The sequence below is a fragment of the Rhizobium sp. BIGb0125 genome, from assembly GCF_024810055.1.
GTDB lineage: Bacteria > Pseudomonadota > Alphaproteobacteria > Rhizobiales > Rhizobiaceae > Agrobacterium.
In genome coordinates this window covers 472,177-498,810 of the sequence record NZ_JANUDV010000005.1, presented here as the reverse complement: position 1 = coordinate 498,810, position 26,634 = coordinate 472,177, and the positions used below count along the sequence as shown (strand labels likewise).

The following is a 26,634-nucleotide window of genomic DNA, read 5'->3' as shown; positions in this document are numbered from 1 at the left end:
GCCCCAAAATCGCTATAGGCCTTTGCCATTACGGTAGGCTATGGCGACCCTTAAGCAGAATGGATGCAGGCTTTATGGCCCACAAGGAAATCGATTACTCCGAAATCCTCGACGTCGAGGCTTTTCAGAAGGAATGCGACGCAGTGTTTGCCGGAAGCGGCAAACCGCTTCTGGATGCACGTTCGCAACTATTGCCAATCTTCCGCAAGGCAAGCAACGATGGACGGAAAACGGCACGCCAGATTCTGGATGCGGACGGTGGCGGACTGGATTGTGCACGCCGTATATCCTGGTTGCAGGACCGTCTGATCGAGGTGTTGTACCATCTGGCGGTCAGTTACGTTTATCCACGCGATGCTGCTGAAATTACCGTGACCGCCGTCGGCGGTTATGGCCGTGATACGCTGGCGCCTGGCTCCGACATCGACCTTCTGTTTCTTCTGCCACCCAAGAATTCGCAGGATATGCAAAAGGCAGTCGAGTTTGTTCTCTACATTCTCTGGGATCTGGGCTTCAAGGTTGGCCATGCCACCCGCACGGTTGAGGAATGTATCCGCCTTTCAAAATCCGACATGACCATCCGCACCGCCATTCTGGAAATGCGCTACATCTGCGGCAAGATGGCATTGTCCGACGATCTGCAAAAACGCTTTGACGCCGAAGTGATCACCGGTACCGGGCCGGAATTTATTGCCGCCAAGCTGGCTGAGCGCGACCAGCGCCACCGCAAGGCAGGTGACACGCGTTATCTTGTCGAGCCAAACGTCAAGGAAGGCAAGGGCGGTCTGCGCGACCTGCACACGCTGTTCTGGATCGCCAAATATTATTACCACGTACGCGACGCCGCTGAACTCGTAAAACTCGGCGTGCTCTCACGCCGCGAATTGAAGCTGTTCGAAAAAGCAGATGATTTTCTCTGGGCCGTTCGCTGCCAGATGCACTTTCTGACCAATAAAGCAGAAGAGCGGCTGTCTTTTGATATACAGCGGGAAATTGCCGCCGCGCTTGGCTATCAGCCGCGTCCCGGCCTGTCCGCCGTTGAACGTTTCATGAAGCACTATTTTCTTGTCGCAAAGGACGTGGGCGATCTGACGCGCATCGTCTGCGCGGCGCTGGAAGACCGGCAGGCCAAGGCTGTTCCCGGCCTCACCGGTGTTCTGAACCGGTTTACCAACCGCGTGCGTAAGATTGCTGGCAGCGTGGAATTTGTAGAAGACCGCGGTCGTATTGCACTGGCCGATCCCGATGTCTTCAAGCGCGATCCTGTCAACATCATTCGTCTGTTCCACATTGCCGACATCAATGATCTGGAACTGCATCCGGATGCACTGCGTGTTCTCACTCGCTCATTGTCGCTGATCGATAACAAGGTGCGGGAAAATGACGAGGCCAACCGTCTTTTCCTGTCGATCCTGACATCGCGGCGCGACCCCGCTTTGATGCTGCGACGCATGAACGAGGCGGGTGTTCTCGGCAAATTCATTCCGGAATTTGGCAAGATCGTCGCGATGATGCAGTTCAACATGTATCACCACTACACGGTTGATGAACATCTTATCCGCTCTGTTGCGGTTCTCTCGGAAATCGAAAAGGGCCAAGCCATCGATACGCATCCGCTGGTCAACCAGTTGATGCCGATGATCGAAGACCGCGAAGCGCTTTACGTTGCTGTGCTGCTGCATGACGTTGCAAAGGGACGGCAGGAAGATCACTCGATTGCCGGTGCACGCGTCGCCCGTAAATTCTGCCAACGTTTCCGTTTGAACGTAAAGCAGACGGAAACCGTGACCTGGCTCATCGAACAGCACCTGCTGATGTCGATGGTCGCGCAGACACGCGATCTGCATGACCGCAAAACCATTGCCGATTTTGCCGATAAGGTACAGTCGATGGAACGGCTGAAAATGCTGCTAATCCTGACGGTCTGCGATATTCGTGCCGTAGGGCCTGATGTTTGGAACGGCTGGAAAGGCCAGCTTCTGCGCACACTCTATTACGAAACAGAACTGCTGCTATCTGGCGGTTTTTCTGAAGTTTCCCGTAAAGAACGCGCAAAGGTTGCTCGCGAAAAACTCTATGACGCGCTTACCGACTGGGGCCAGAAGGCACGTCGCAAATATACCGGTCTGCATTATGAACCCTATCTTCTGTCGGTCGATCTCGATGACCAGATACGCCACACAAAGTTCCTGAGGGCGGCCGACAAGGAAGAAAAAGCGCTTGCCACCATGGTACGCACCCACTCCTTCCATGCCATTACCGAAATCACCATTTTGGCGCCTGACCATCCGCGTCTTCTGTCGGTGATTGCCGGCGCTTGTGCCGCTGCCGGTGCCAACATTGCTGATGCGCAGATTTTCACGACTTCTGACGGTCGCGCACTCGACACCATTCTCATCAATCGCGAATTCCCGATCGATGAAGACGAGATGCGCCGTGGCGCCAACATCTGCAAGCTGATCGAAGAAGTGCTGTCGGGCACCAAACGTTTGCCGGAAGTGATTGCGACTCGCACCAAGTCGAAGAAAAAGAACCGGACCTTCAACATTCCGCCGTCGGTCATCATTTCTAACAGCCTGTCGAACAAGTTCACGGTTGTTGAAGTTGAGTGCCTTGACCGCACGGGTCTGCTGGCCGACATCACCGCGACCATAGCCGATCTGTCGCTTGATATTGCCTCGGCCCGCATCACGACTTTCGGTGAAAAGGTCATCGATACTTTCTATGTCACAGATCTGACTGGTCAGAAGGTGATGAATGACAACCGCCAGTCCACAATTGTGGCGCGTTTGAAAAACATCATGGCCGACCCCGAGGATTTGTTAGCCGCAACCGGTGAGGCGGCCACTGTTTCCTCAGCGGAAGCCGCAAACAATCGCATGAAAGCACAGGCATGAGCCTTCTCAAAAAATTCGCAACGGTTGGCGCCGGCACGCTGGGCAGCCGCGTATTTGGTTTCATGCGTGAAATGCTGATGGCTGCGGCACTTGGTACGGGACCCGTGGCCGATGCGTTCAACGCCGCATTCCGGTTTCCCAATACTTTTCGACGCCTGTTTGCCGAAGGTGCCTTCAATTCGGCCTTCGTGCCGCTGTTTGCCAAGGAAATTGAGGCAAGCGGCATGGAGGGTGCAAGAAGGTTTTCCGAAGAGGTTTTCGGCGTCCTGTTTACTGTGCTGATGGCCCTGACAATCGCCATGGAGTTGGCCATGCCGCTTCTGGTGCGCACCATCATCGCGCCGGGCTTTGTCGACGATACAGTCAAGTTCGACAACACCGTTCAGCTTGCTACCATCATGTTCCCCTATCTGGCCTGCATGTCGCTGGCCGCGATGATGGGCGGCATGCTGAATTCGCTGCACCGTTATTTTGCAGCCGCCATCGCACCGGTTTTCCTCAATATCATCCTGATCGGTGTCCTCGGTTGGGCATGGTATGGTGGCCATGATCCGCTGGAAGTGGGTTATGGCCTGTCTTGGGGTGTCATGGTTGCCGGTGTCGTGCAGCTTGCCATCGTCTGGGTTGCCGTTCGCAATGCTGGCATGCGAATTGGATTCCGCCGTCCCCGCCTGACGAAAAACGTTAGCCGGCTACTGATATTGGCGTTGCCTGCGGCAATTACTGGTGGCATCACGCAAATCAACCTGCTGATCAATACGGCGATCGCGTCGGGCGGCGAGGGGACTATTGCCTCGCTTGCCTATGCCGATCGCGTTTATCAACTGCCGCTTGGCGTCGTCGGCATTGCCGTTGCCACCGTGTTGCTGCCCGAACTGTCGCGCGCCCTGCGTGGCGGCCAGCATGTTGAAGCAGCGACGTTGCAGAACCGCTCCGTGGAATTTGTCCTGTTTCTGACGCTGCCTGCCGCAGCAGCCCTGCTTGTTATGGCAGAGCCGATTGTTCAGTTGCTGTACCAGCGTGGTAACTTCTCAGCCGATGCAACGGTCAAGGTCGCTGAAATTCTCGGTATCTACGGACTTGGCCTTCCGGCATTCGTTCTGATCAAAGCCTTCATTCCCGGATTTTTTGCGCGTGAAGACACCAGAACGCCAATGATGTTTGCTGGCATTTCCGTTGTGGTGAACGTGTCGCTGGCACTTTATCTGTTCCCACGTTTTGATGGCGCTGGCATTGCCACTGCGGAAATCGTGGCTGGTTGGGTCAATGCCGCCATGTTGTTTGCAATGCTGGTAAAGCGTGGCCATTGGCAGATTGATACGCCGCTTCTGACCCGTATCCCGCGCCTGCTCTTTGCGTCAGCGGTTATGGCGACATTGATCTGGTTTGCCATGGGCTGGCTGCATCCCTGGTTGTCCAATGGGCATTTCGCTGTGCGGGCTGGCACCATTGCCGGTTTGATTGTCGTTGCCATGGCGGTTTATTTTGCGTTGGCTTTTGCCACCGGTGGAGCGCAGCTTTCCATGGTCAGACGCAATCTCAAACGGGGCGGTGCAAAAAATACTCCCGCCAAGGATGAAACAGCATGAGTGCCGATTTTGCGCAAAACCGCCGCATTGCGTTGGTTACGTTAGTTGTTGACACCTATGATCGGGCCAAAACATTTTACTGCGAAACACTCGGTTTCGAGTGCCTTGCTGATAAACCGCTGCCGGATGGCAAACGCTGGCTGGTGGTGAAGCCGAAAGGGGCGGATGGTTGTGGTCTGTTGCTGGCCGAGGCGGACGGTGATGAACAAATGCTGGCCATTGGCAATCAGACCGGCGGTCGTGTCGGTTTCTTTTTGAACACGGATGACTTTGCCCGCGATCATGCGGTGATGCTGGCCAAGGGTGTACATTTTCTGGAACAGCCGCGCCATGAGATCTATGGTTCCGTGGCCGTGTTCGAAGACCTTTACGGCAATCGCTGGGATCTTTTGGAACCCAGTCATTCACCCACTTGATTGCGCGGTGTTGCGGGTGCATAAGCGCCCGCGAAATCTAACCAAGGAGCAAGGCCCTCCACAAGCCTTCGAGGACACTCATGAGCGAATTCAAGAAACTGGTTTTTTCGGGCGTTCAGCCAACCGGTAATCTGCATCTTGGCAATTATCTCGGCGCAATTCGCAAGTTCGTGGCGCTGCAGGAAGACAGTGACTGCATCTACTGCGTTGTTGACCTGCATGCCATCACGGCACAGCTGGTGCATGAAGATCTGCGGGCGCAGACACGGTCTATCGCTGCCGCATTCATCGCAGCCGGTATCGATCCGGTAAAACACATCGTGTTTAACCAATCGGCCGTGCCACAGCACGCCGAACTGGCTTGGGTGTTCAACTGCGTGGCGCGCATCGGCTGGATGGAGCGCATGACGCAGTTCAAGGACAAGTCCGGCAAGAATGCCGAGCAGGTGTCGCTTGGCCTTCTGGCATATCCAAGCCTCATGGCGGCTGACATTCTCGTTTATCGCGCAACCCATGTGCCTGTTGGCGATGACCAGAAACAGCATCTGGAACTGGCGCGTGATATTGCCCAGAAGTTCAATATCGACTTTGGTGGCCAGATCAAAAGTGCCGGCCTTGGGCTGGATATCGTGGTTGGCGAAGAGCCGGTGCACGCTTATTTCCCAATGGTTGAACCCCTGATCGGTGGTCCTGCGCCGCGTGTCATGTCGCTCAAGGACGGTTCAAAGAAGATGTCCAAGTCCGACCCGTCGGACCTGTCGCGCATCAACCTGATGGATGATGTGGATGCCATTTCGAAGAAAATTCGCAAGGCAAAGACAGATCCGGATGCCTTGCCGAGCGAAACCGAGGGGTTGAAAGGCCGCCCGGAGGCAGAAAATCTGGTCGGTATTTTTGCGGCTCTGGCTGATAAATCCAAGGCAGAGGTGTTGCAGGAGTTTGGAGGACAGCAGTTCTCGGCCTTCAAGCCTGCACTGATTGATCTGGCTGTGAATGTTCTGGCGCCGATCAATCTTGAAATGCGCCGTCTGCTTGACGACACCAACCACATCGACGCCATTCTGAGAGATGGCTCTGAACGGGCTGGCGTGATTGCTGAAAAAACCATGAATGAAGTCCGCGATATCGTTGGCTTTCTCAGGTGATAACTTGCCGCCCGCAGTCTGTGCGGGCGGCTTGTCAGCTTGGCAAATTTCTATAAGCTCCGCCTCAATCGTATCAAAGGCGAGTTTCATCGTCTGGAATTTCAGAAACAGGGAGCACGCTCTATGGTTTCAAAACGGCTGTCTCGACTTGAAGGTCATCGCCGTAAATTTCTGGCGGTCATCGACGGGACGCCCGAATGCGAAAGGGCCGTTCATTATGCGGGTCGCCGTGCCAAGAACTCCAATGGCGGCCTTGTTTTGCTTTACGTAATTCCGGATGGCGATTTCCAGCAGTGGCTGGGTGTCGAGCAGATCATGCGGGCAGAGGCACAGGAAGAGGCAGAAGCCTCGATGGCCAAAACGGCGCAGAAAGTACGTGAGACCGTCGGTATAGAGCCGGAAGTGGTCATTCGTGAAGGTGCCGCCGCCGAACAGATCCATGGTTTGATTGAAGAAGACCGGGATATTGCCATTCTGGTCCTCGCTGCCGGTTCAACCAAGGAAGGCCCAGGTCCGCTGGTCTCGTCCATAGCGGGCAGGGGGGCTGCATTCCCCATTCCTGTTACCGTATTGCCAGATACGCTGAGCGACGAGGAAATTGACGCACTTTGCTGAGCGTCCGCCAAGCGGCAAGGCGCGTGCGATAAAACAAACAGCGCAAGCACCATCAATTGGTGATGTGCGGTTCAACATGCTTTAAACGCACAAATTGACTTTCTTTGCCGAAAGCTCATTTGTTGAATGTAATTCTCATGTCCGGGCTTGAAGAATGAGCCTGTCCGGCGTATTTTTGAACTATTCTAAATTCAGGGGCGCCGATCGCTCCGAAGGAGACATGTGATGTTCATTCAGACCGAAGCCACTCCAAATCCGGCTACGCTGAAGTTTCTTCCCGGACGCGTTGTGCTGGAAACCGGCACGGCAGAATTCCTGAACGCAGAGCAGGCGCAGGCGTCTCCGCTGGCGCAGACACTGTTTGAAATTCCGAGTGTAACCGGTGTGTATTTCGGTTTCGATTTCATCACCGTGACCAAGGAAGGTGCTGAATGGCACCATCTGAAGCCTGCGATCCTGGGCTCGATCATGGAACATTTCATGTCGGGTCGCCCGATTCTGGGCGAAGCACGCACCGCCGAGTTTTCTGACGAAGAAGACGAGTTTTTCGATGAAGGCGATGAAACCATCGTTGCTACCATCAAGGAACTGCTGGACAGCCGCGTTCGTCCTGCTGTGGCGCAGGATGGTGGCGACATCACCTTCCGTGGTTTCCGGGATGGCACCGTGTTCCTCAACATGAAGGGCGCATGCTCGGGCTGCCCATCTTCTACCGCAACATTGAAACACGGCGTTCAGAACTTGCTCAAGCACTTCGTTCCTGAAGTGCAGGCTGTCGAATCCGTTTAATACAAAGGCAAAATGGCATGATCGTTCTGGCGCTTGATACATCGGGAGGCGACTGCGCCGCCTGTGTTTATGACAGCGCCAGCGATGCCGTTCTTGGCAGAGTGTGCGAAACCATCGGCAAAGGCCACGCCGAGCGGTTGATGGGAATTGTCGATAAGGTACTCGAAGCAGCCAATCTTGACCTGAAAGCCGTGCAGCGGATTGCTGTCACTATTGGTCCTGGTTCCTTCACGGGCATTCGTGTCGGTGTTTCAGCCGCGCGTGGTTTTGCCTTGTCCCTTGGCATTGAGGCTGTCGGCCTAACCACGCTCGAGGTGATGGCCAAGGATTGGCAGGATCAGCACGGACATAAACCTGTCACCATTGCTCTGGATGCGCGTCGTGGCGAGGTTTATATCCAGTCCTTTGCGGCCGATGGCTCGTCTGTCACGAATGCGGAACTGCTGCCATTGGATGACGCGATTTCCCTGTTCTCACGCCTGGGTGGTGAGGTTTTCGGGTCGGCTGCAATTCTTCTGAACGGCGAATCGAATGCCGTTGAGCCTGACCGGTTCGAAATTACAGCCGTCGCACGCCTTGGTGCTGCCAAGCCGCAAGGCGGACCTCGCCCGGCTCCGCTCTACTTGCGTGGCCCTGATGCCAGACCGCAAACGGGATTTGCGCTGGAACGACGTGCCCATGCCTGATAATCGGGCATGATATGTATTTATGCGGTGATTCCCTGCGATGATCGATCAGTATTTGACACTAAAGCCCCAGTTCGAAATTGTACCTTTGGTACAAGACGATAGCCATGCCATAGCTGAACTGCACAAGCTGCGGTTCTCGCGGCCGTGGAGTGAAGACGAGTTTGGCAATCTTCTCGTGCAATCCAATTGCTATGGCTTCGTAGCACGCCAGACCAACGCGTTCTTCAGCAAGCCATTGTCCGGTTTTGTGCTGGCCCGTGAGGCAGGTGGCGAAGCAGAAATTCTGACCATTGCCGTTCAGGAAAAATTGGGCCGTGCGGGTCTTGGCTGGCGTCTGATGCAGGCGGCGGTGCGTGAGGCCGCAGGCCGTGGCGCCGATTCCATGTTCCTCGAAGTTGATACCAGCAATGCCGCAGGTCTTGGGCTATACCGCAAGCTGGGCTTCCAGCAGGTCGCGGAACGCAAGGCCTATTATACAGCCCCCGACGGTACACAGTCGACGGCGCTTGTCATGCGGCGCGATCTTCGCTAGTTGCGTTTATGACCATTTTCTATATCCCGCCTTCTTCGTGAGGGCGGGGCGTTGATATGAAGGCCTTACAACGTGACAGATCTGAACAAAACGCTCGAAGAGCTATGCGCCGAACGTGGCATGCGCATGACCGATCAGCGTCGGGTCATTGCCCGCGTTTTACAAGAATCGGAAGATCATCCTGATGTGGAAGAGCTGTATCGACGATCGTCTGAGGTTGATCCACGCATTTCCATCTCGACCGTTTATCGTACTGTAAAGCTTTTCGAAGATGCCGGTATCATCGAACGGCATGATTTTCGTGATGGTCGCTCTCGTTACGAAACCGTGCCAGAAGAACATCACGATCATCTGATTGATCTCAAGAACGGCGTTGTGATTGAATTCCGCTCTGCAGAAATCGAGGCACTCCAGGAAAAGATCGCTCGCGAGCACGGGTTCAAACTGGTGGACCACCGTCTTGAACTTTACGGTGTACCGCTAAAACCTGAAGATCACTGAGCGGTGCGAGTAGTCACGTTATGATGCTGTGGCTGCGGATTATCTATCTCGTTTTCGTTCTAACGTTGCTGACCCTACTTATGCTGCCATTTCAGCTTTTGGGTCTGGCATTTGATCTAAAGATACGACGCTGGCTGCCGCGTTTCTGGCATTGTGCTGCCTGCCACACCCTTGGCCTGAAAATCACCGTCCATGGAACACCGGATAAAAACCGCCCGTTGATGCTGGCGGTTAATCATGCTTCCTGGAAGGACATCATGATCCTTGGCAGCATTACCGATGTAGTTTTTATCGCCAAGACTGAGGTACGCGACTGGCCGGTTTTCGGCGTGTTGGCACGTCTACAGAAAAGCATTTTTGTCACCCGCGAGCAGAAACGCAGCACGGGCACGCAGGTGAACGAGATCGCCGAAAGGATGGCGGGCGGCGAGGTTGTTGTGCTGTTTCCTGAGGGAACGACATCGGACGGTAACCGGCTTCTTGAGGTCAAGTCATCGCTGTTTGGCGCTGCATCCACCGCCGTGGAGCAGGTGCCGGGTGGCATTGTCTATGTGCAACCGGTGGCAATAGCCTATACCGGTGTTCATGGAATGGCGATGGGACGTTACCACCGTCCGCTCGTCGCATGGCCGGGATCTCTAACCCTTTTGCCGCATCTGATGGGCGTCTTGAGATCAGGCGCGCTCGAAGTTGATGTCACGTTTGGCGATAGCGTTGCTTTCAAGCGCGGTGACAACCGCAAACATCTGGCGGTTGGTGTTACAGCAGCGATCCGCCGCATGTTGCAGCAAAGTCTTCGTGGTTATTGGCGGTAGTCGCTACACTTCGGAAAGCACTGCGTTTGTGGTGTCCGACAGTTGCGGTTGAATGGCGGCAAGGCTGCCGGCAGCACGCACGAAATCGATCTGGCGCGCAAATCCGGTCTTTTGCAGCAGATGTTTAACGTGTGTGCGCACTGTCTCCTTGGCGCTCCCTGTCTGCGAAGCGATTTTCTCCAAGCTCTTTCCTTCGGAAAGCTGGGCTGCAATCCGTGCTTCAGTGGGTGACAGATCATAAAGACCTTTCAGCCACTCCGCATTTAGGGTGATATCCCCGATGGGACGAGCCAGAATAAGCAATGTTCCGCCAGCCCCGATAATATCCTGCGCCTGCATGCAGGCCGGAATGACGTGCAGGATGCCTGTTGGTAGTCTGTTTTCGGAGCGAACGGCAATCGAACGAACCGACCGCTGCTGCACAATGGTGCCTTCAAGCGCCTGCCGTAAAAGGCCATCCGCGCGTTTGTCATAAAGTGCCAAACGGCCGAAAGCTGCCGGAAGGAATATCTGGCCTGCCAGCCTATCAAACGAGGCATTGGTGGCGATGACCTTTGAATTCCGGGACAGAACTGCCGCCGGAATGCCAAGCAATTGCAGCGTCGCCATTGCTGTCATCGTTTGTTTCATCCTCAATCGGCCAGCGAGGGCCACGGCTCGCCCGAGATGGGGGCGAATAGTGTTGAGGAAATCAAGCTCTGGACCTGCGAAACGACCTTCCGCAAACCGCCGATCGACCGAAAACACCGCGATGTCGTCGCCAGAGCCTTTTATGACCGTCGCGGCAGTAAATGCGATGTCTCTTGGCGACAGAAAGTCACGAAAAATCGCCAGGCTCTGTATTTCGTCTTCTTCGAAAAAGTCTTTGTCCACGACAAATGCAGGGTAGCTTTTTTCGAGAAGACGCTGAAGACGCACGTTCCGGTCTGCCCACCCGCCGGCAATATACTCTTCCATGATGGTTTTAGTCGCCTGGGGTGCATCCCAGGTCAATTGTCCGTCGGTCAGAATAAACAGCGAACCGCCACGTCCTTTGACCTGATCTGACAGGCTGTCGATAACAGAAGGCCAAAGTTCTGGAAGAAGCCCTGCCGCATAGATTTGACTGACAATATCTTGGTGAATTTCACTCATGTAAAACTGTAGTGTTTGAGATCAATACTTCAACATAGCTTTCAAGCTTATATAAGCAGTAAAAATCACAAGAATTACAGACGGAAAATCGCAAAAATTTGGCGATTATCAATTGGCTTTAGTCTGTCGACGCGGCTGCGCTTAGCAGGCGCTTTAAAGACGAAAATAGCCTGCAGCATATTTTTCTGTTTAATATGGTCCTGAAAATGACTAGGTAACCGCCATGACACAGCAAACGACAGCAATCGCCGAAACAGATCAATCGCTCCGTGACGGTAGCAACAGCCGCAAGGTTTTCATCAAGACTTACGGCTGTCAGATGAATGCTTACGATTCCGTTCGCATGAGCGATGCTCTTGCGAAGGACGGTTATGTGCCCACAGAGGACATGGCTGAGGCTGATCTCGTTTTGCTCAATACCTGTCATATCCGCGAGAAGGCCGCTGAAAAGGTCTATTCCGCGCTTGGTCGCCTGCGTGACATGAAGAAGTCGCGTCAGGAAGAGGGCCGCGAATTCATGATTGGCGTCGCCGGCTGCGTTGCACAGGCTGAAGGCGAAGAAATTCTGCGCCGTGCGCCGGCCGTTGACGTGGTGATTGGCCCGCAGACCTATCATCGCCTGCCGGCCGCTCTGAAACGGGTGCGCGATGGCGAGCGTGTAATCGAGACCGATTACGCGGTTGAAGACAAATTTGAACATCTGCCTGTCGCCGATAAGGCGAAGATCCGCACGCGTGGTGTCACCGCGTTCCTGACCGTTCAGGAAGGTTGCGACAAATTCTGTACTTTCTGCGTGGTGCCTTACACCCGTGGTTCTGAAGTATCCCGCCCGGTTTCGCAGATCGTCGACGAGGCCATGAAGCTGGTTGACGGTGGTGTTCGCGAGTTGACGCTGCTTGGCCAGAACGTCAATGCGTGGAAGGGAACCGGCCCCAAGGGTGAAGAGTGGGGCTTGGCACAGCTTCTATACCGTCTGGCGGAAATCCCTGGTTTGGCGCGTCTTCGTTACACGACCAGCCATCCGCGCGACATGGATGACTGTCTTATAGACGCGCACAGCAATCTGCGCATCCTAATGCCTTACCTTCACTTGCCGGTGCAGTCCGGCTCCGACCGTATTCTCAAAGCCATGAACCGTCGCCATACCGGCGCGGAGTATGTACGGCTGATCGAGCGCATTCGTGGCGCACGTCCCGACATCGCCATGTCCGGTGATTTTATCGTTGGTTTCCCCGGCGAGACGGATGCGGACTTCGAAGACACGTTGAAGATTGTCGAAACCGTTAGATATGCACAGGCTTTTTCGTTCAAATATTCAACACGTCCGGGAACGCCGGGAGCGGATCTGACGGATCAGGTTGCGGAAGACGTAAAGTCGGAACGCCTTGAAAGACTTCAGAATTTGCTTCTGAAACAGCAGAATGAATTTGCCGCATCGCTCGTTGGCAAGACCATGGATATCCTGCTGGAGAAGCCGGGACGCATGCCGGGACAGCTTATTGGCCGTTCTCCGTGGCTTCAGTCTGTGAATCTTGATGCAAAAACATCGCAAATCGGTGACATTGTAAATGTACGAATCACCGCGACGGGTCCAAACAGCTTGTTTGCCGAGGTGGCAGAGCGTTAAGATGGAGCCGGAGCTTACTGGGACGGGAGCCTGACCGCTTGAACGCACACGAATTGGTATCACCTTCATCGCGCCAGCCACGTTCAGCCGCGACCGACGCCAATCACTTCGTCCTCACGTTCGAGAATAACAGGATCGCTGGGGAGCTGTTCGGGCAGTACGATCAGAATCTGAAATTGCTGGAACAGCGCCTCAATATCGACGCGAGGCCGCGAGGCAATTCGGTTGCCATTACCGGCGATGTTGTGGCCACCAATCAGGCCCGCCGTGTGCTTGATCTGCTATATGAGAGCCTGCTGAAAGGCCGCTCTGTTGAACTTTCTGACGTTGAAGGCGTAATCCGAATGGTCCTAGCTGCTGACGACCAACTGACACTGCCGACGATGGAGGGCAAGGTTAAGCTTTCCATGGCGCAGATTTCCACTCGCAAAAAGACTATTTCTGCCCGCACGCCGACGCAGGATGTCTACATGCGGGCGCTGGAGCAGTCCGAACTGGTTTTCGGCGTTGGTCCAGCCGGTACCGGTAAGACCTATCTGGCGGTTGCCCATGCGGCACAGCTGCTTGAGCGTGGTGCGGTGGACCGCATCATTCTGTCTCGTCCAGCCGTTGAAGCGGGTGAACGTCTTGGCTTCCTTCCTGGCGACATGAAGGAAAAAGTCGATCCGTATCTTCGCCCGCTCTATGACGCGCTTTACGACATGATGCCGGGTGACAAGGTGGAACGTGCCATCCAAGCTGGCGTGATCGAAATCGCTCCGCTCGCCTTCATGCGTGGCCGCACGCTTGCCAACGCTGCCGTCATTCTCGACGAAGCGCAAAACACCACATCGATGCAGATGAAGATGTTCCTGACGCGCCTTGGTGAAAACGGCCGCATGATTGTAACCGGTGACCCGAGCCAGGTCGATTTGCCACGCGGGGTGAAGTCTGGCCTTGTTGAAGCGCTGCAGATTTTGAACGGCGTGGAAGGTGTTTCCGTGGTCCGCTTCAAGGATGTGGACGTTGTGCGTCATCCGATGGTTGCCCGTATTGTGCGTGCATACGAGGCGCAGACGGCGGTTCCAGATGAAAGTCTGAACACGGACAGATAAAATCTGGACACGGAAAAGCGAAATACTGAAATGACAGCACTGGATATCCAGATCAGCGTCGAAGACGATGCCTGGCCCTCAGAAGACGTTTTACTCGCGCTTTGTGAAAAGGTGCTGGGCGCTGCCGCCCAGTTTCTTGCAAAGGAAGAGAAACAGCCCTTCCCGAAAATGGCTCCAGAGATTTCTCTCGTCTTTACCAACGATGCCGAAATCCGCGAAATCAACGCTGAATGGCGGGATAAGGACAAGGCAACTAATGTCCTTTCCTTCCCGGCTTTTCCGCTTGAACCGGGTGGTATGCCGGGTCCCATGCTTGGCGATATCGTCATTGCGCGCGAAACGGTAGAGCGCGAAGCTGTTGATTTGGAAAAGACTTTTGATGATCATCTGACACATCTTATGGTGCATGGATTTCTGCATCTGTTCGGGTATGATCATATGGAAACCGAGGAAGCGGAAGAAATGGAGTTGCTTGAGACTCGCATTTTGGCTTCGCTTGGACTATCTGATCCCTATGCGGGACAGGATCCGCTGTCATAATTATAGTCTGGAGCCATGAACGAACATTCGACAAGACCCTCTGAGCAGGGCAAGGAAACGGGAGAGCAGTCCTCATCGGAAGAGGGCAGTAGTCCGTTACGACAGGACTCGATACAGAAAACCAAAGGGACACTCTGGTCCCGTCTCTCACGCCTTTTGAGGCCGCTGCAAGGTGAGCGCCTGCGTGAGGATCTGGCTGATGCGCTGATGACCGATGCGGATGTCGCCACAGCCTTTGCGCCCGAAGAACGGGCAATGCTCAACAATATCTTACGTTTTCGCGAAGTGCGCGTCGAAGACATCATGATCCCTCGAACGGATATTGATGCCATCGACCAGACCATGACAATCGGCGAAGCGATGATCCTTTTTGAGGAAACCGGGCGTTCGCGTATGCCGGTCTACCTTGAAACCCTCGATGATGCCCGTGGCATGATCCACATTCGCGATTTGCTCGCCTATATCGGCAAGCAAGCGCGCAACAAACGTCGGGTCGGTACGCGGCCAGCGCAGGCTGAGGGTGTGAAGGCGCCAAAGACGCCACGCGCTGATTTTGATCTCGCCCGTGTTGATCTCACAAAGACGGTGCAGGAAGCAGGCCTTGTCCGCAAAATCCTGTTCGTACCGTCCTCCATGCTGGCGGCCAATCTGTTGCAGAGCATGCAGCAGCAGCGCACGCAGCTTGCTCTTGTCATCGACGAATATGGTGGCGCCGACGGTCTTGTCAGCCACGAAGACATCGTCGAAATGGTTGTCGGTGATATCGACGACGAACATGACAACGAAGAGGCCATGTTCACCCGTCTTGCGGACGGTGCTGTTGTGGCGGATGCCCGTGCGGAACTTTCTGAGTTGCAGCATGCAATCGGTCCTGACTTCGACGTGGCGGAACATCTGGAAGAAGTGGATACGCTTGGCGGCCTTATATTCTTCCTGCTCGGTCGTATTCCGGTTGCCGGTGAAACCGTTCATGCCGTTGCTGGCTTCGAGTTTGAAATTCTCGATGCCGACAGTCGTCGCGTAAAACGTGTTCGCATCACGCGGCACGATGCAAGCGGAGAAGACAACGACGGAGATAAGCCAATCGCTGCTCTGATCGCTGCATCCTCCCTTTCGCGTCAGGCTTCCGGACAGGCCGAAACGCCATAAATTTTGAGCAGGCGGTGGCAAATGATTGCATGGTGTCGCCGCCTGTTCTGTAACCCCAAGTAAACGATGTCGGTTTTGCAGTGTGGCGGCAAGAAGTGCTGCCTTATATTGCGTCGAAACCATATTATGTCCGCAGGACAACAGACCATTTTTGAAATTCAATATTGCTGTCTACCGGATATATTTGTGCCTCTGATGCCAATTGGTTTATCTGACAAGATACAGCGTATTTGATTCGATCACACCCATTCCGATGTGACGGATAAAATGCAACATCGAAGGCTCGCAGGATTTCGGTCGGGGCATCCTGCTAATACTAGTCAACGGAATGGAGACCACATGGAGCGGCTTGCAGGTAGGGTCATGCTCATGGGGGGCTTCTGGCGCGCTGTTCTGGCTATCGCTGCCGGTGCTTTCGGCGCTCTGGCACTTCCGCCGGTCGGCTTTTTTGCAGTCCTGTTTATCTCCTTCACCCTGCTTGTTTGGCTGATGGACGGTTCCGTCGGCTCTGCCAATGGTGGTGGTACCAGCCGCTGGTGGTCATCGGTACGGATCGGCTGGCTGTTCGGTTTTGGTTATTTTGTTGCTGGCCTGTGGTGGCTTGGTAACGCGCTTCTGCTGGAAGCGGATGAATTTGCCTGGGCTCTGCCTTTGGCGATCCTCGGCCTGCCAGCCGTTCTGGCGCTGTTTTATGGTCTTGCGACAGGCCTTGCCCATATCTTCTGGTCAGAAGGTTTTGGGCGTATCGCCGCACTGGCTGCCGCCTTCGGCCTTGCCGAGTGGTTGAGAAGTTTTGTTGCCACCGGTTTTCCCTGGAACGCCATCGGTTACGGCGCCATGCCCATTCCGATCATGATGCAGTCCTCGCATGCCATCGGCCTTTTTGGGGTCAGCATGTTGGCGGTCTTCGTATTTTCCACACCCGCGTTGTTGGGTACGCGACGCGGAGCGGCGCAAGGAATTGCTATCGCCGTCCTGCTTGTCGCCGCGCATCTGGGGTATGGTGCATATCGCATTTACACCGCGCCTGCGCGAACAGAGGACGGCCTGACAGTTCGTATCGTCCAACCTGCCATCGACCAATCGCGCAAGCTTGAAAACACCGACAGGGCGGCAATTTTCGAAGAACACCTTAGCCTGACGGCAACGCCAGCTGCAGCCGGTAAAAAGCGGCCCGACATTATCATCTGGCCTGAAACTTCCGTACCGTTCATTCTGACCCAGAACCCGGATGCACTGGTCAGAATTGCCGATGTACTGGAAGACGGCCAGATTCTTTTGACTGGAGCGGTGCGGTTCGAAGAAGCTGCACCGGGAATGCCTCCACGCTTCTATAATTCGATCTACATGATTGATAGTCAGGGCCAGATTCTGGGAGCAGCCGACAAGGTGCATCTGGTGCCATTCGGCGAATATGTGCCGTTTGAGAATATCCTCACCCGATTTGGCATCGAGAATATCGTCAATCTTCCTGGCGGTTTCTCTGCAGCAGCAAATCGTAGTGTGCTGACGTTGCCGAGTGGCCAAAGCTTCTATCCGTTGATCTGCTACGAAGCCATTTTCCCGAATGAACTGGCCAGTGGATTGGCGGGCGCTTCCCTGCTTCTCAACATCACCAATGACGGCTGGTTTGGCCAGACACCAGGGCCGTCGCAGCACTTTTTGCAGGCCCGTTTACGGGCGGTCGAAAACGGCGTCAGCATGATTCGTGCTGCAAATAACGGTATTTCGGCTGTAATTGACCCAATGGGACAAATTGTCGCAGGGCTTGCGAGCGGTCAAAAAGGAATTTTTGACGCTACCCTGAGTAGTGCTGATCTTCAATCTGTACGTCAGGGTGTTCGCAAGGATCACTTTTGGTTGATCTTTGGAGTACTGCTTATAATAGCAATAGTTTCGCGCTTTGGTTTAGTTTTTAAGGAGAATTGACCAAAATTCCCTAAAAAGGCATAGTGATATTGCATATAGCTACAACGCAGATGGTATATGGTGGGGAACTTTGGGTCTACCGTTTCGTTGAAGATGTCGCTGGCAGCTTGTTCCATGCTTCGGATGACATGTTTTTGACGTGTTTAAGATGCGGAAAATGCTGCGGCAATGCGAAGTACCCGCAGTGACCAGCTAGGCTGGCCATTTTGCAATTACGCAACGTATCGATGTCAGGACATTGACTATGACCGAGAATAAAAAGAAGCCAAATCCCATCGACATTCATGTTGGTAGCCGGATCAGATTGCGCCGAACAATGCTTGGTATGAGCCAGGAAAAGTTGGGTGAAAGTCTCGGTATCACCTTTCAGCAGATTCAGAAGTACGAAAAAGGCACCAACCGCGTTGGCGCCAGCCGTCTTCAGAACATTGCTGGTATCCTCAATGTACCTGTTTCCTTTTTCTTCGAAGACGCGCCGGGTGATCAGCCAGGTTCGGCCACTGGCGCAGAAGCGTCCAGCTCGAACTACGTTGTTGATTTTCTGTCCTCCTCAGAAGGTCTGCAGCTCAACCGCGCTTTCGTGAAGATTTCTGATCCGAAGGTTCGTCGTCGTATCGTGGATCTGGTCAAGGCGCTCTCCGCTGAGGGCGAGGCCGAGTAACCATCCGACAAACCGTGATTGGTTCATGATTGCCGCCGTGATTGAAAGATCGCGGTGGCTTTTTGCTGTCTACAGTTTAGTAGAGTTTCATGGCAAAATTCGACAGAATTGCTGACATAAAGATATATTTATGTCGTTGTGTCCTTGTTTTTTTGACGTGAAATGACTAACACACGCAGAGGCCATTTCTTTGAGGGGAATCCCGTATGCGTGCCAACTACCTTTTCACCAGCGAGTCCGTGGCCGAAGGTCATCCGGATAAGGTGTGTGATCGTATTTCGGATGAAATCGTCGATCTCGTTTATCGTGAAGCTGTAAAGTGCAAAGTCGACCCTTGGGGCGTTCGTATCGCATGCGAGACCCTGGCCACGACAAATCGGGTGGTTATCGCTGGTGAAGTTCGCCTGCCGCCAAGCCTGATGAAGAAGGATAAAGACGGTAACGACGTTATCAATCCTGCCAAGTTCAAGGCCGCTGCACGTCGCGCCATCAAAGACATTGGTTATGAGCAGGATGGTTTCCACTGGAAGACCGCCAAGATTGACGTACTGTTGCACTCGCAGTCCGCTGACATCGCACAGGGCGTGGACAATGCTGCTGACAAGCAGGGCGATGAAGGTGCTGGCGACCAGGGTATCATGTTCGGTTACGCCTGCCGCGAAACACCGGAACTAATGCCGGCTCCGATCTATTATTCCCACCTGATCCTGCAGTTGCTGGCGACAGCCCGTAAAAAGGGTGATGGTGACGCTGCAAAACTCGGCCCCGATGCCAAGAGCCAGGTGACAGTCCGGTACGTTGACGGCAAACCTGCCGAGGTTGCTTCGATCGTTCTGTCTACTCAGCACCTCGATGAAAGCTGGGACTCCAAGAAGGTACGTTCCGTTGTCGAACCTTACATTCGCGAAGCGCTCGGTACGCTGAAGATCGCTGACGATTGCCAGTGGTATATCAACCCGACCGGTAAATTTGTCATCGGTGGCCCGGATGGCGATGCTGGCCTGACCGGCCGCAAAATCATCGTGGACACCTATGGTGGTGCGGCACCTCACGGCGGCGGCGCATTCTCCGGCAAGGACACCACCAAGGTCGACCGTTCAGCTGCTTACGCGGCGCGCTACATCGCCAAGAACGTTGTTGCAGCTGGCCTCTCCGACAAGTGCACGATCCAGCTTTCCTACGCAATTGGCATTGCCCAGCCTCTGTCCGTTTATGTCGATCTGCATGGTACCGGCAAGGTCACGGAAGATCAGGTTGAGGCGGGTATCCGCAAGGTTATCGACCTGTCCCCAACGGGTATTCGTCGCCACCTTGACCTGAACAAGCCTATTTATGCTAAGACCGCGTCCTATGGACATTTCGGACGCAAGTCCGGACGTGACGGTTCGTTCTCCTGGGAGAAGCTTGATTTGGTCAAGCCGCTCAAGGAAGCATTGAAGGCTTAAAGCAAGGTATGACAGACGATAGCGAGCGGCGCGCACGCGCAACCGAGGCATTTTTCGGCAGACGCAAGGGTAAACCCCTACGTGACCGGCAAAGCGATGATATCGCAACATTGTTGCCGGAGCTGAAAATAGACCTCAATGCTGCGCCGCCCGCATCGCTTGTTTCGCTGTACCCAAAGGCAGTCGACCAGCTGCGGTTGGAAATCGGCTTTGGTGGCGGTGAGCATCTGGTTCACCGCGCCCAGGAAGAGCCAACGACCGGCTTCATCGGCGTTGAACCATTCGTAAACTCGATGGCAAAACTGCTCCGGCAGGTTGGCGACCGCGGCATTGAAAATATCCGCCTTTATGATGACGATGCCACGCAGCTTCTCGACTGGTTGCCAGAGGCCTCGATCGATCAGATTGATCTGCTTTATGCCGATCCATGGCCGAAGAAAAAGCACTGGAAACGTCGCTTTGTCTCTGCAGTTAATCTCAGCCGCTTCCATCGTGTATTGAAGCCGGGCGGAACGTTCTGTTTCGCATCCGATATCGACACCTATGTGAACTGGACGCTGACCCACTGTCGCGACCATGGCGGCTTCGAATGGACCGCAAAGTCAGCTGAGGACTGGAAGACACCTTACGCCGGATGGCCAGGAACCCGGTATGAGGCAAAGGCCAAACGTGAGGGCCGAACATCCGCCTATCTGACGTTTATTCGCGTCTGAGGTATCTCGTTCAAAATGAATTCAATGAAAAAGCCGGGTTTTGACCCGGCTTTTTCATTTTAACCCTATGCGCGAGCAATTTGCCCTCAGACCTGCTGATCGACCTCGCTGGCCAGAGGGATAGACGGCTGGGCTCCATGTTTGGTGCAAGCCAGCGATCCGGCTGCGGCTGCACGCTTCAGCGCCGTCGCAAAATCCAGACCTTTGTCGAGGCTGGCTGCCAGATAACCGCAGAATGTATCGCCGGCCCCCACCGTATCAATCGGCTCGATCTTAAGACCGGCAGCCTTGTGCAGCTGGCCATCCCGCATGGCGATAACGCCGTCAGCACCCAGCGTTATGATGATGGTTTGGCCGGTACGAGCATGCATATCCTGCATGGCCTGTTGGCGCTCTTCGCCGGAAATGCCCTGCTTGCCAATCAGCAGTTCAAATTCGGTTTCATTGGCGATGATGATGTCGGCCAATGCAGAAATGCGAGCAGCGTCCTGCGTCAATGGTGCCGTATTGATGATGCTGGTGACGCCCTTCTGTTTGGCGCCAGCCAAGGCAGCTTCAATGGCTTCGACGGGAATTTCAAATTGCAGCATCAGGATATCGCCGGACGTCATGCCGTCGAGCGCGTTGCTCGCATCGTCAGGCGTGATCGTACCGTTTGCCGCAGGAATGACGGCAATCATGTTCTCTCCGCCTTCGCCGACCAGAATGACAGCTGTGCCGGTCGCGCCCGGCGATGTCTTGACGGTGGTAAGGTCAACACCGGCTTCATTGAGAAGTTCCAGTGCAGAGCCTGCAAAGGTGTCATCGCCTGCAGCGCCGGCCATGCGGACATTTGCTCCGGCCCGTCTGGCTGCCAGCGCCTGATTGGCACCCTTGCCGCCTGCTGCCGTTGCAAAGGTTTGCCCGGTTACGGTTTCACCCGGTTTGGGCAGGCGTCGTGCAGTGGCAACGAGGTCCATGTTGATGGAGCCGAATACAGTAATCATGATATGTCCAATTGATGTTCAATGGCGCCGACTTTGCCCGACAGGGTCACTCGTCGTCAACCACCCGGAACTTGAGGCTGCCTATTCGGCTCTCCAATGATTGTGGAGAAGGCGCTTGAGGCTGCTCCGGTATATCGCCGCCAAAATCCAGAGCCTCGATCTTGTTGCCGCGCTTCGTCAGCTTGTCCGCGGAGGTCATGATCAGGTCCACATCCTTCTGTGCAGCCAGAAAATGCCCTTGCAGTTTGCGGGTACGATCGTCCAGCCGGTTCAGATCATCCATCAAAAGCGCGACCTCGCCTTGAATGAGATGTGCCTGCTCGCGCATGCGCTGGTCTTTCAGCACGGACTGGATAACCTGTACCGACAGCATCAGCAGCGATGGTGAAACGATAACAACCCGCATGCGGTGTGCTTTTTGCACAATGGCTTCGAAATGCTGGTGAATATCGGCAAAAATCGATTCCGATGGCACGAACAGAAACGCCGTATCCTGTGTTTCACCTGCCAGCAGGTATTTTTCCGCGATATCGCGGATATGCACTTCCATGTCACGCCGGAATTGCTGGGCCGCAAGCTTGCGCACTTCAGGCGAAGTTTCCTCGCGCATGGAATTCCAGGCTTCCAGCGGAAACTTGGCATCGATGACCAGCGGTGGTGCATTGTTCGGCATTCGCACCGTACAGTCGGGGCGAGAACCATTCGACAGTGTCGGCTGCAACGCATAGGCATTGGAAGGCATGGCGTCGGCAATGATCGTTTCCATGCGCGCCTGTCCAAAAGCGCCACGCGTCTGTTTGTTGGACAGAATGGCTTGGAGGCCAACAACGTCGCGCGCCAGGGTCTGGATATTGCTTTGCGCGGCATCGATCACTGCAAGCCGTTCTTGAAGCTTGCTGAGATTGTCGTGTGTCGATTTTGTCTGTTCGGTCAGCGTGGCACCAAGTCGTTGCGACATGCCGTCGAGCCGCTGATTAAGGTGTTGGCTCATTTCAGACTGCTTGTTGGAAAGTGTTTCCGTCAGTGCCGAGATACGCCCATGCAACTCCGCCTGCGTGCGCAACAGCGTACTCACTTCGCCGCGGGCATCGTCGCTGCGCCTTGAAAACCGCATTGATACGAACAGCGGCAGCGCAATGGAAAGCAGCAGCAAACAAATGATGATTGCGCCTGCCGAAACCTGCATGCCGCCAATGGTCAGGATCGTAATGCCGAGTGCGGGAAAATCGATGCTCATGGCCGAACCTACCCGGATTCAGTTTGATTCGGAAGATCAAAACAAGAACACGCGCTACTGTCTGCTTTATGTCTGATATAAAAGAGTTCTAAATTTAGCAAATCCGAAAGGAATGTTGGTGTAACCAACGATTAACCATGTTTCCGGACGGGTTTAGCCGGGATCGTGGCCTCATCGGGGTTAAGGGGACCGTGCATGACAAACAACGACAGCAAACAGGTGCTCGCCAAGCGGCTCGATTTTATTGGTCTGGACATTGAGGCGCGCAAGAGGCTGAAGGATCTTGAGCCGGTGATTGCGGCTAATGTCGGATCTGCGCTGGATACGTTCTACACCAAGGTGCGATCGACGCCCGAGACGGCGGCATTTTTCCGCAACGAAAATCACATTCAGGGTGCGAAAAAACGTCAGGTCGAGCATTGGGGTGTTGTTGGTGCCGCAGCCTATGATGAAAAATACGTTGAAGGTGTGCAGGCGGTTGGCCAGGCGCATGCCCGTATCGGTCTTGAACCCCGCTGGTACATGGGTGGTTACGCCCTGCTGATGGAACAATTGATCCATGCGGTTGTCAGAGAGCGTTGGCCATCCCGATTTGGCAAACGCAAGTCCAAGGGACTGGCGGAAGACGTTTCGGCAATCGTCAAGGCTTCGGTGCTGGATATGGACTATTCCATTTCCATCTACCTCGAGATTCTTGACGCACAGCGCAAGCAACTCGAAGAAGAGCGCCAGCGCAATCTGCGCGAACAGCAACAGGCGCTTGCGTCACTCACCAATCTTCTGTCTGCTCTTTCCAAGGGCGATCTGGAGACGCGTCTGACAGAAAAATTGCCTGATAATTTCGAAAAGATCGGCAATGACTATAATGTCTCGGTTGAAACCCTGAATGACACCATCGCGGCGGTGCGCCACACGGCAGAAGAAATTCTGAATGTCGCCACCAGTATTGCCAATGCGACGGAAAATCTTTCGCAGCGCACAGAGCAACAGGCGGCGGGCCTGGAAGAAAGCACCGCTGCACTGCACGAACTGACCCAAAGCGTGGCAGTCACGGCAAATGGTGCGCAGAAGGCTGCCTCAGCCGTCGGCGCAGCTCTGAGTGATGCACAAACCTCTGGCGAGGTGGTCACCAGCGCTGTCAAGGCGATGGGAGATATCGCCCATTCCTCCAGCGAAATTTCTAAAATCATCGGTGTGATCGACGAGATTGCATTCCAGACGAACCTGCTTGCGCTGAATGCCGGGGTTGAAGCCGCTCGGGCCGGTGAGGCGGGGCGCGGATTTGCTGTGGTGGCGCAGGAGGTGCGTGAACTGGCGCAACGCTGTGCCAACGCCGCGAGAGAAATCAAAGCCCTGATCTCCCAGAGCACCAGTCAGGTGCAGTCCGGCGTCGGCCTGGTCAACAATGCCGGTGATGCCCTGCGCATGATCACCGACAGGATTGGCGACATTGATCGCATCGTATCCCAAATTGCAACGGCTGCGGAAGATCAGTCAGGTGGCTTACGCGAAGTGAACTCCGCCATCGGCGCCATGGACACCATCACCCAGCAAAATGCTGCGATGGTTGAGCAGACCTCGGCCGAAACCGTCACGCTCCGTCACCAGGTCGAGCAGCTTGTCGGTGCACTCAACAAGTTCAAAACGAGAGACACACATCGCCAGTCCAATGCGGGTTGGGAAACCGCGCGCCGGGCGGGCTGAGCTTATCGGCTGACTGCTTAGGGCATGATTTATCGTGGTGAGACGATGATGTGTTTTTTCATTTCCTCTGGCAATCAGATGGGTTATGGGAAGCCATGACCATCAAACCACTTATCATTCTTCCAGATCCCTTGCTGAGACAGGTTTCAACACCAGTCGAACAGGTTGATTCACAAATCATCCAGCTTGCCGATGACATGCTGGAAACCATGTATGATGCGCCCGGTATTGGCCTTGCTGCCATCCAGATCGGCGTCGCTCGCCGTATGCTGGTGATCGACGTGTCCCGTGAGGATGAAGAAAAAGCGCCGATTGTTTTCATCAATCCGGAAATCGTCAAAACCACGGATGAATTGTCGACCTATGAAGAAGGCTGCCTCTCCATTCCCGATTATTATGCGGAAGTGGAGCGCCCTGCCGGATTGACGGTCAATTACGTCGACCGCACTGGTAAGCAGCAGACCCTTGAAGCCGATGGTCTGCTCGCAACCTGCCTGCAGCATGAAATCGACCATTTGAACGGCGTGCTGTTCATCGACCACATTTCGCGCCTGAAGCGCGATATGGTCATCAAGAAATTCACCAAGATCGCCAAGGCGAAAGCCTGATCCTGCCTGTGCCGGTCATTAAACCGGCAAGGTTTTCTCCGGGCCGCAAAACTCAGGGAGGCGTCCGTGTCTCTTCGCATCATCTTTATGGGAACACCGGAATTTTCGGTGGCAACCTTGCGGGCTCTCGTGGAGGCTGGCCATCAGGTGGTGGCCGTTTACAGCCAGCCACCGCGTCCCGGTGGGCGGCGTGGTCTGGACCTTCAAAAATCCCCTGTGCATCAGGCCGCTGAATTGCTCGGCATTCCGGTGTTCACTCCCGTCAATTTTAAGGCCGAGGAAGACCGGCAACAATTCCGCTCGTTCGATGCGGATGTTGCTGTGGTGGTTGCCTATGGACTGTTGTTGCCGGAAGCCATTCTGACCGGAACCCGGCTTGGCTGCTACAATGGCCATGCCTCACTTCTTCCGCGCTGGCGTGGCGCTGCACCTATTCAGCGTGCCATCATGGCTGGTGACAAGGAAACAGGTATGATGGTCATGAAAATGGACAAGGGGCTGGATACCGGCCCTGTTGCCTTGACCGTCAAGGTGCCGATCGGCGAAAACATGACGGCCGGACAGCTGCATGACGCGTTGATGTTTGCCGGTGCACGCGCGATGGCGCAGGCTATGAACAAGCTGGAAGCCGACGACTTGCCGCTGCAAGAGCAGGCACAGGATGGCGTTCTCTACGCATCCAAGATCGACAAGGCTGAGGCGCGTATCGATTTTGCACGGCCGGCCCGTGATGTGCATAACCACATCCGCGGCTTGGCGCCCTTTCCCGGTGCCTGGTTTGAAACCGAAATTTCCGGCAAGCTGGAACGCGTAAAGGTTCTGGAAACAACACTTGAAAACGGCAATGGCATTGCCGGCACGGTACTGGACAATCAGTTGCTGGTTGCCTGTGCAGAGGGGGCAATCCGTCTTCAGCGTCTGCAGAAGGCCGGAGGCAAACCGCTTGCCGCAGCCGATTTCCTGCGCGGAACGGCGTTGCCTGAAGGCACGAGGCTGATCTGATGCCACGTTACCGTATGACCGTTGAATATGACGGCACCGCCTTTGTCGGTTGGCAAAGGCAGCAAAATGACCGTTCCGTTCAGTCTGCCATTGAAGACGCTATTTCGTCTTTAACGGGCGAAACCGTGTCGATCCGTGGCTCTGGCCGTACCGATTCTGGCGTCCATGCCATGGGACAGGTCATTCATGCGGATCTGTCGCGGGAGTGGGAGCCCTATAAGCTCAGAAATGCCTTAAACGCCCATATTGCTATGGCTGGCGACATGGTCGCCATATTGGATGTCATGTCGGTAACCGAAGATTTTGACGCGCGTTTTTCGGCGGTTCGTCGGCATTATCTATACCGCATCATATCGCGCAAATCGCGGCTTGCGCTGGAGCATAAACGGGCCTGGTGGGTGTCGAAGGATCTCGACCATGACGCCATGCATGCGGCGGCCCAGACACTGGTCGGTCGACATGACTTTACGACATTCCGGTCTGCACACTGTCAGGCCAACAGCCCGGTGCGCACACTTGACCGGCTGGATGTGACGCGGAACGGTAACATCATCGAAATTCGCGCCTCGGCGCAGAGCTTTCTGCACAACCAGATACGGTCTTTCGCCGGGACCTTGAAGCTGGCAGGTGAAGGCACCATGACCCCGCAGGATGTACGCGCAGCCCTTGAGGCGCGCGACAGAAAAGCCTGTGGGCCCGTGGCGCCGCCCGAAGGGCTGTATTTCATGCAGGTGGATTATCCTGATGTTATTTTACCGCGAAAAGAGCGTGCGGAAATAACCAGTGACGGCGACGATCTCTCGTAACCCGCCTTGTG

General features: G+C 54.8%; 25 protein-coding genes. 22 read left to right on the top strand and 3 right to left on the bottom strand.

Features of this window, described 5'->3' with window-relative positions:
- The first annotated feature begins 74 nt into the window (after positions 1–74).
- From M2418_RS16735 to M2418_RS16690, 10 genes are all read left to right on the top strand, one after another.
- Positions 75–2,897, top strand: a complete 2,823-nt coding sequence (locus M2418_RS16735) for a [protein-PII] uridylyltransferase (protein ID WP_310503210.1) — start codon at positions 75–77, stop codon at positions 2,895–2,897.
- Positions 2,894–4,486: a murein biosynthesis integral membrane protein MurJ gene (gene murJ, locus M2418_RS16730; protein ID WP_259147942.1), complete on the top strand. Its 1,593-nt coding sequence runs from the start codon at positions 2,894–2,896 to the stop codon at positions 4,484–4,486. The genes M2418_RS16735 and murJ overlap by 4 nt, the downstream gene beginning before the upstream one ends.
- Complete coding sequence (locus tag M2418_RS16725) at positions 4,483–4,902, top strand: VOC family protein (protein ID WP_259147939.1); 420 nt, start codon at positions 4,483–4,485, stop codon at positions 4,900–4,902. The genes murJ and M2418_RS16725 overlap by 4 nt, the downstream gene beginning before the upstream one ends.
- Before the next feature lie 80 nt (positions 4,903–4,982).
- Complete coding sequence (gene trpS, locus M2418_RS16720; protein ID WP_259147938.1) at positions 4,983–6,047, top strand: tryptophan--tRNA ligase; 1,065 nt, start codon at positions 4,983–4,985, stop codon at positions 6,045–6,047.
- A gap of 123 nt (positions 6,048–6,170) precedes the next feature.
- Complete coding sequence (locus M2418_RS16715; RefSeq protein ID WP_192486650.1) at positions 6,171–6,662, top strand: universal stress protein; 492 nt, start codon at positions 6,171–6,173, stop codon at positions 6,660–6,662.
- A 225-nt stretch (positions 6,663–6,887) separates the two neighbouring features.
- Entirely contained in the window at positions 6,888–7,451 is a 564-nt protein-coding gene (locus M2418_RS16710) for a NifU family protein (protein WP_192486651.1), read from the top strand.
- 17 nt (positions 7,452–7,468) lie between these two features.
- The gene (gene tsaB / locus M2418_RS16705) at positions 7,469–8,137 is read left to right on the top strand and encodes a tRNA (adenosine(37)-N6)-threonylcarbamoyltransferase complex dimerization subunit type 1 TsaB (RefSeq protein WP_259147936.1); all 669 of its coding nucleotides are present in this window, start codon (positions 7,469–7,471) and stop codon (positions 8,135–8,137) included.
- A 40-nt stretch (positions 8,138–8,177) separates the two neighbouring features.
- Positions 8,178–8,672, top strand: a complete 495-nt coding sequence (gene rimI / locus M2418_RS16700) for a ribosomal protein S18-alanine N-acetyltransferase (protein ID WP_192486653.1) — start codon at positions 8,178–8,180, stop codon at positions 8,670–8,672.
- A gap of 72 nt (positions 8,673–8,744) precedes the next feature.
- The gene (locus M2418_RS16695; protein WP_250983312.1) at positions 8,745–9,173 is read left to right on the top strand and encodes a Fur family transcriptional regulator; all 429 of its coding nucleotides are present in this window, start codon (positions 8,745–8,747) and stop codon (positions 9,171–9,173) included.
- A 23-nt stretch (positions 9,174–9,196) separates the two neighbouring features.
- On the top strand, positions 9,197–9,988 hold the full coding sequence (locus tag M2418_RS16690; protein WP_259148040.1) for a 1-acyl-sn-glycerol-3-phosphate acyltransferase: 792 nt from the start codon (positions 9,197–9,199) through the stop codon (positions 9,986–9,988).
- A 3-nt stretch (positions 9,989–9,991) separates the two neighbouring features.
- Here M2418_RS16690 and M2418_RS16685 read toward each other — a convergent pair whose 3' ends face one another.
- Entirely contained in the window at positions 9,992–11,122 is a 1,131-nt protein-coding gene (locus M2418_RS16685) for a helix-turn-helix transcriptional regulator (RefSeq protein ID WP_259147933.1), read from the bottom strand.
- Positions 11,123–11,345: 223 nt separating this feature from the next.
- On the opposite strand from M2418_RS16685, the gene miaB reads away from it, so the two are divergent.
- The 8 genes from miaB (at position 11,346) to trmB (ending at position 20,280) form a co-directional block, all read left to right on the top strand.
- The gene (gene miaB, locus M2418_RS16680) at positions 11,346–12,749 is read left to right on the top strand and encodes a tRNA (N6-isopentenyl adenosine(37)-C2)-methylthiotransferase MiaB (protein ID WP_259147932.1); all 1,404 of its coding nucleotides are present in this window, start codon (positions 11,346–11,348) and stop codon (positions 12,747–12,749) included.
- Between the two features lie 38 nt (positions 12,750–12,787).
- Positions 12,788–13,843: a PhoH family protein gene (locus M2418_RS16675; RefSeq protein ID WP_250983315.1), complete on the top strand. Its 1,056-nt coding sequence runs from the start codon at positions 12,788–12,790 to the stop codon at positions 13,841–13,843.
- Positions 13,844–13,873: 30 nt separating this feature from the next.
- Positions 13,874–14,383: an rRNA maturation RNase YbeY gene (gene ybeY, locus M2418_RS16670; RefSeq protein ID WP_259147929.1), complete on the top strand. Its 510-nt coding sequence runs from the start codon at positions 13,874–13,876 to the stop codon at positions 14,381–14,383.
- 15 nt (positions 14,384–14,398) lie between these two features.
- Positions 14,399–15,532, top strand: coding sequence for a hemolysin family protein (locus tag M2418_RS16665; protein ID WP_259147927.1), 1,134 nt, complete (start codon positions 14,399–14,401; stop codon positions 15,530–15,532).
- Between the two features lie 339 nt (positions 15,533–15,871).
- Positions 15,872–17,461, top strand: coding sequence for an apolipoprotein N-acyltransferase (gene lnt, locus M2418_RS16660; protein ID WP_259147925.1), 1,590 nt, complete (start codon positions 15,872–15,874; stop codon positions 17,459–17,461).
- 244 nt (positions 17,462–17,705) lie between these two features.
- Positions 17,706–18,122: a helix-turn-helix domain-containing protein gene (locus tag M2418_RS16655; protein ID WP_192486661.1), complete on the top strand. Its 417-nt coding sequence runs from the start codon at positions 17,706–17,708 to the stop codon at positions 18,120–18,122.
- 206 nt (positions 18,123–18,328) lie between these two features.
- Positions 18,329–19,567 (top strand): methionine adenosyltransferase, encoded by a 1,239-nt coding sequence (metK, locus tag M2418_RS16650; RefSeq protein ID WP_192486662.1) that lies wholly within the window; start codon positions 18,329–18,331, stop codon positions 19,565–19,567.
- 8 nt (positions 19,568–19,575) lie between these two features.
- The gene (gene trmB, locus M2418_RS16645) at positions 19,576–20,280 is read left to right on the top strand and encodes a tRNA (guanosine(46)-N7)-methyltransferase TrmB (RefSeq protein WP_259147921.1); all 705 of its coding nucleotides are present in this window, start codon (positions 19,576–19,578) and stop codon (positions 20,278–20,280) included.
- 86 nt (positions 20,281–20,366) lie between these two features.
- On the opposite strand, the gene M2418_RS16640 is transcribed toward trmB, so the two are convergent.
- Positions 20,367–21,266: a ribokinase gene (locus M2418_RS16640; protein ID WP_259147919.1), complete on the bottom strand. Its 900-nt coding sequence runs from the start codon at positions 21,264–21,266 to the stop codon at positions 20,367–20,369.
- 46 nt (positions 21,267–21,312) lie between these two features.
- Positions 21,313–22,503, bottom strand: a complete 1,191-nt coding sequence (locus M2418_RS16635) for a DNA recombination protein RmuC (RefSeq protein WP_259147916.1) — start codon at positions 22,501–22,503, stop codon at positions 21,313–21,315.
- A 195-nt stretch (positions 22,504–22,698) separates the two neighbouring features.
- Here M2418_RS16635 and M2418_RS16630 point away from each other — a divergent pair, with 195 nt between their 5' ends.
- The 4 genes from M2418_RS16630 (at position 22,699) to truA (ending at position 26,623) form a co-directional block, all read left to right on the top strand.
- Entirely contained in the window at positions 22,699–24,207 is a 1,509-nt protein-coding gene (locus M2418_RS16630) for a globin-coupled sensor protein (RefSeq protein WP_259147914.1), read from the top strand.
- A 95-nt stretch (positions 24,208–24,302) separates the two neighbouring features.
- Complete coding sequence (gene def / locus M2418_RS16625; protein ID WP_250983323.1) at positions 24,303–24,815, top strand: peptide deformylase; 513 nt, start codon at positions 24,303–24,305, stop codon at positions 24,813–24,815.
- Positions 24,816–24,881: 66 nt separating this feature from the next.
- Positions 24,882–25,817, top strand: a complete 936-nt coding sequence (gene fmt / locus M2418_RS16620) for a methionyl-tRNA formyltransferase (RefSeq protein WP_259147912.1) — start codon at positions 24,882–24,884, stop codon at positions 25,815–25,817.
- Positions 25,817–26,623 carry a tRNA pseudouridine(38-40) synthase TruA gene (truA, locus tag M2418_RS16615; protein WP_259147910.1) on the top strand — a complete coding sequence of 269 codons (807 nt, stop codon included), beginning with the start codon at positions 25,817–25,819 and terminating at the stop codon, positions 26,621–26,623. The genes fmt and truA overlap by 1 nt, the downstream gene beginning before the upstream one ends.
- The last annotated feature ends 11 nt before the right edge of the window (positions 26,624–26,634 follow it).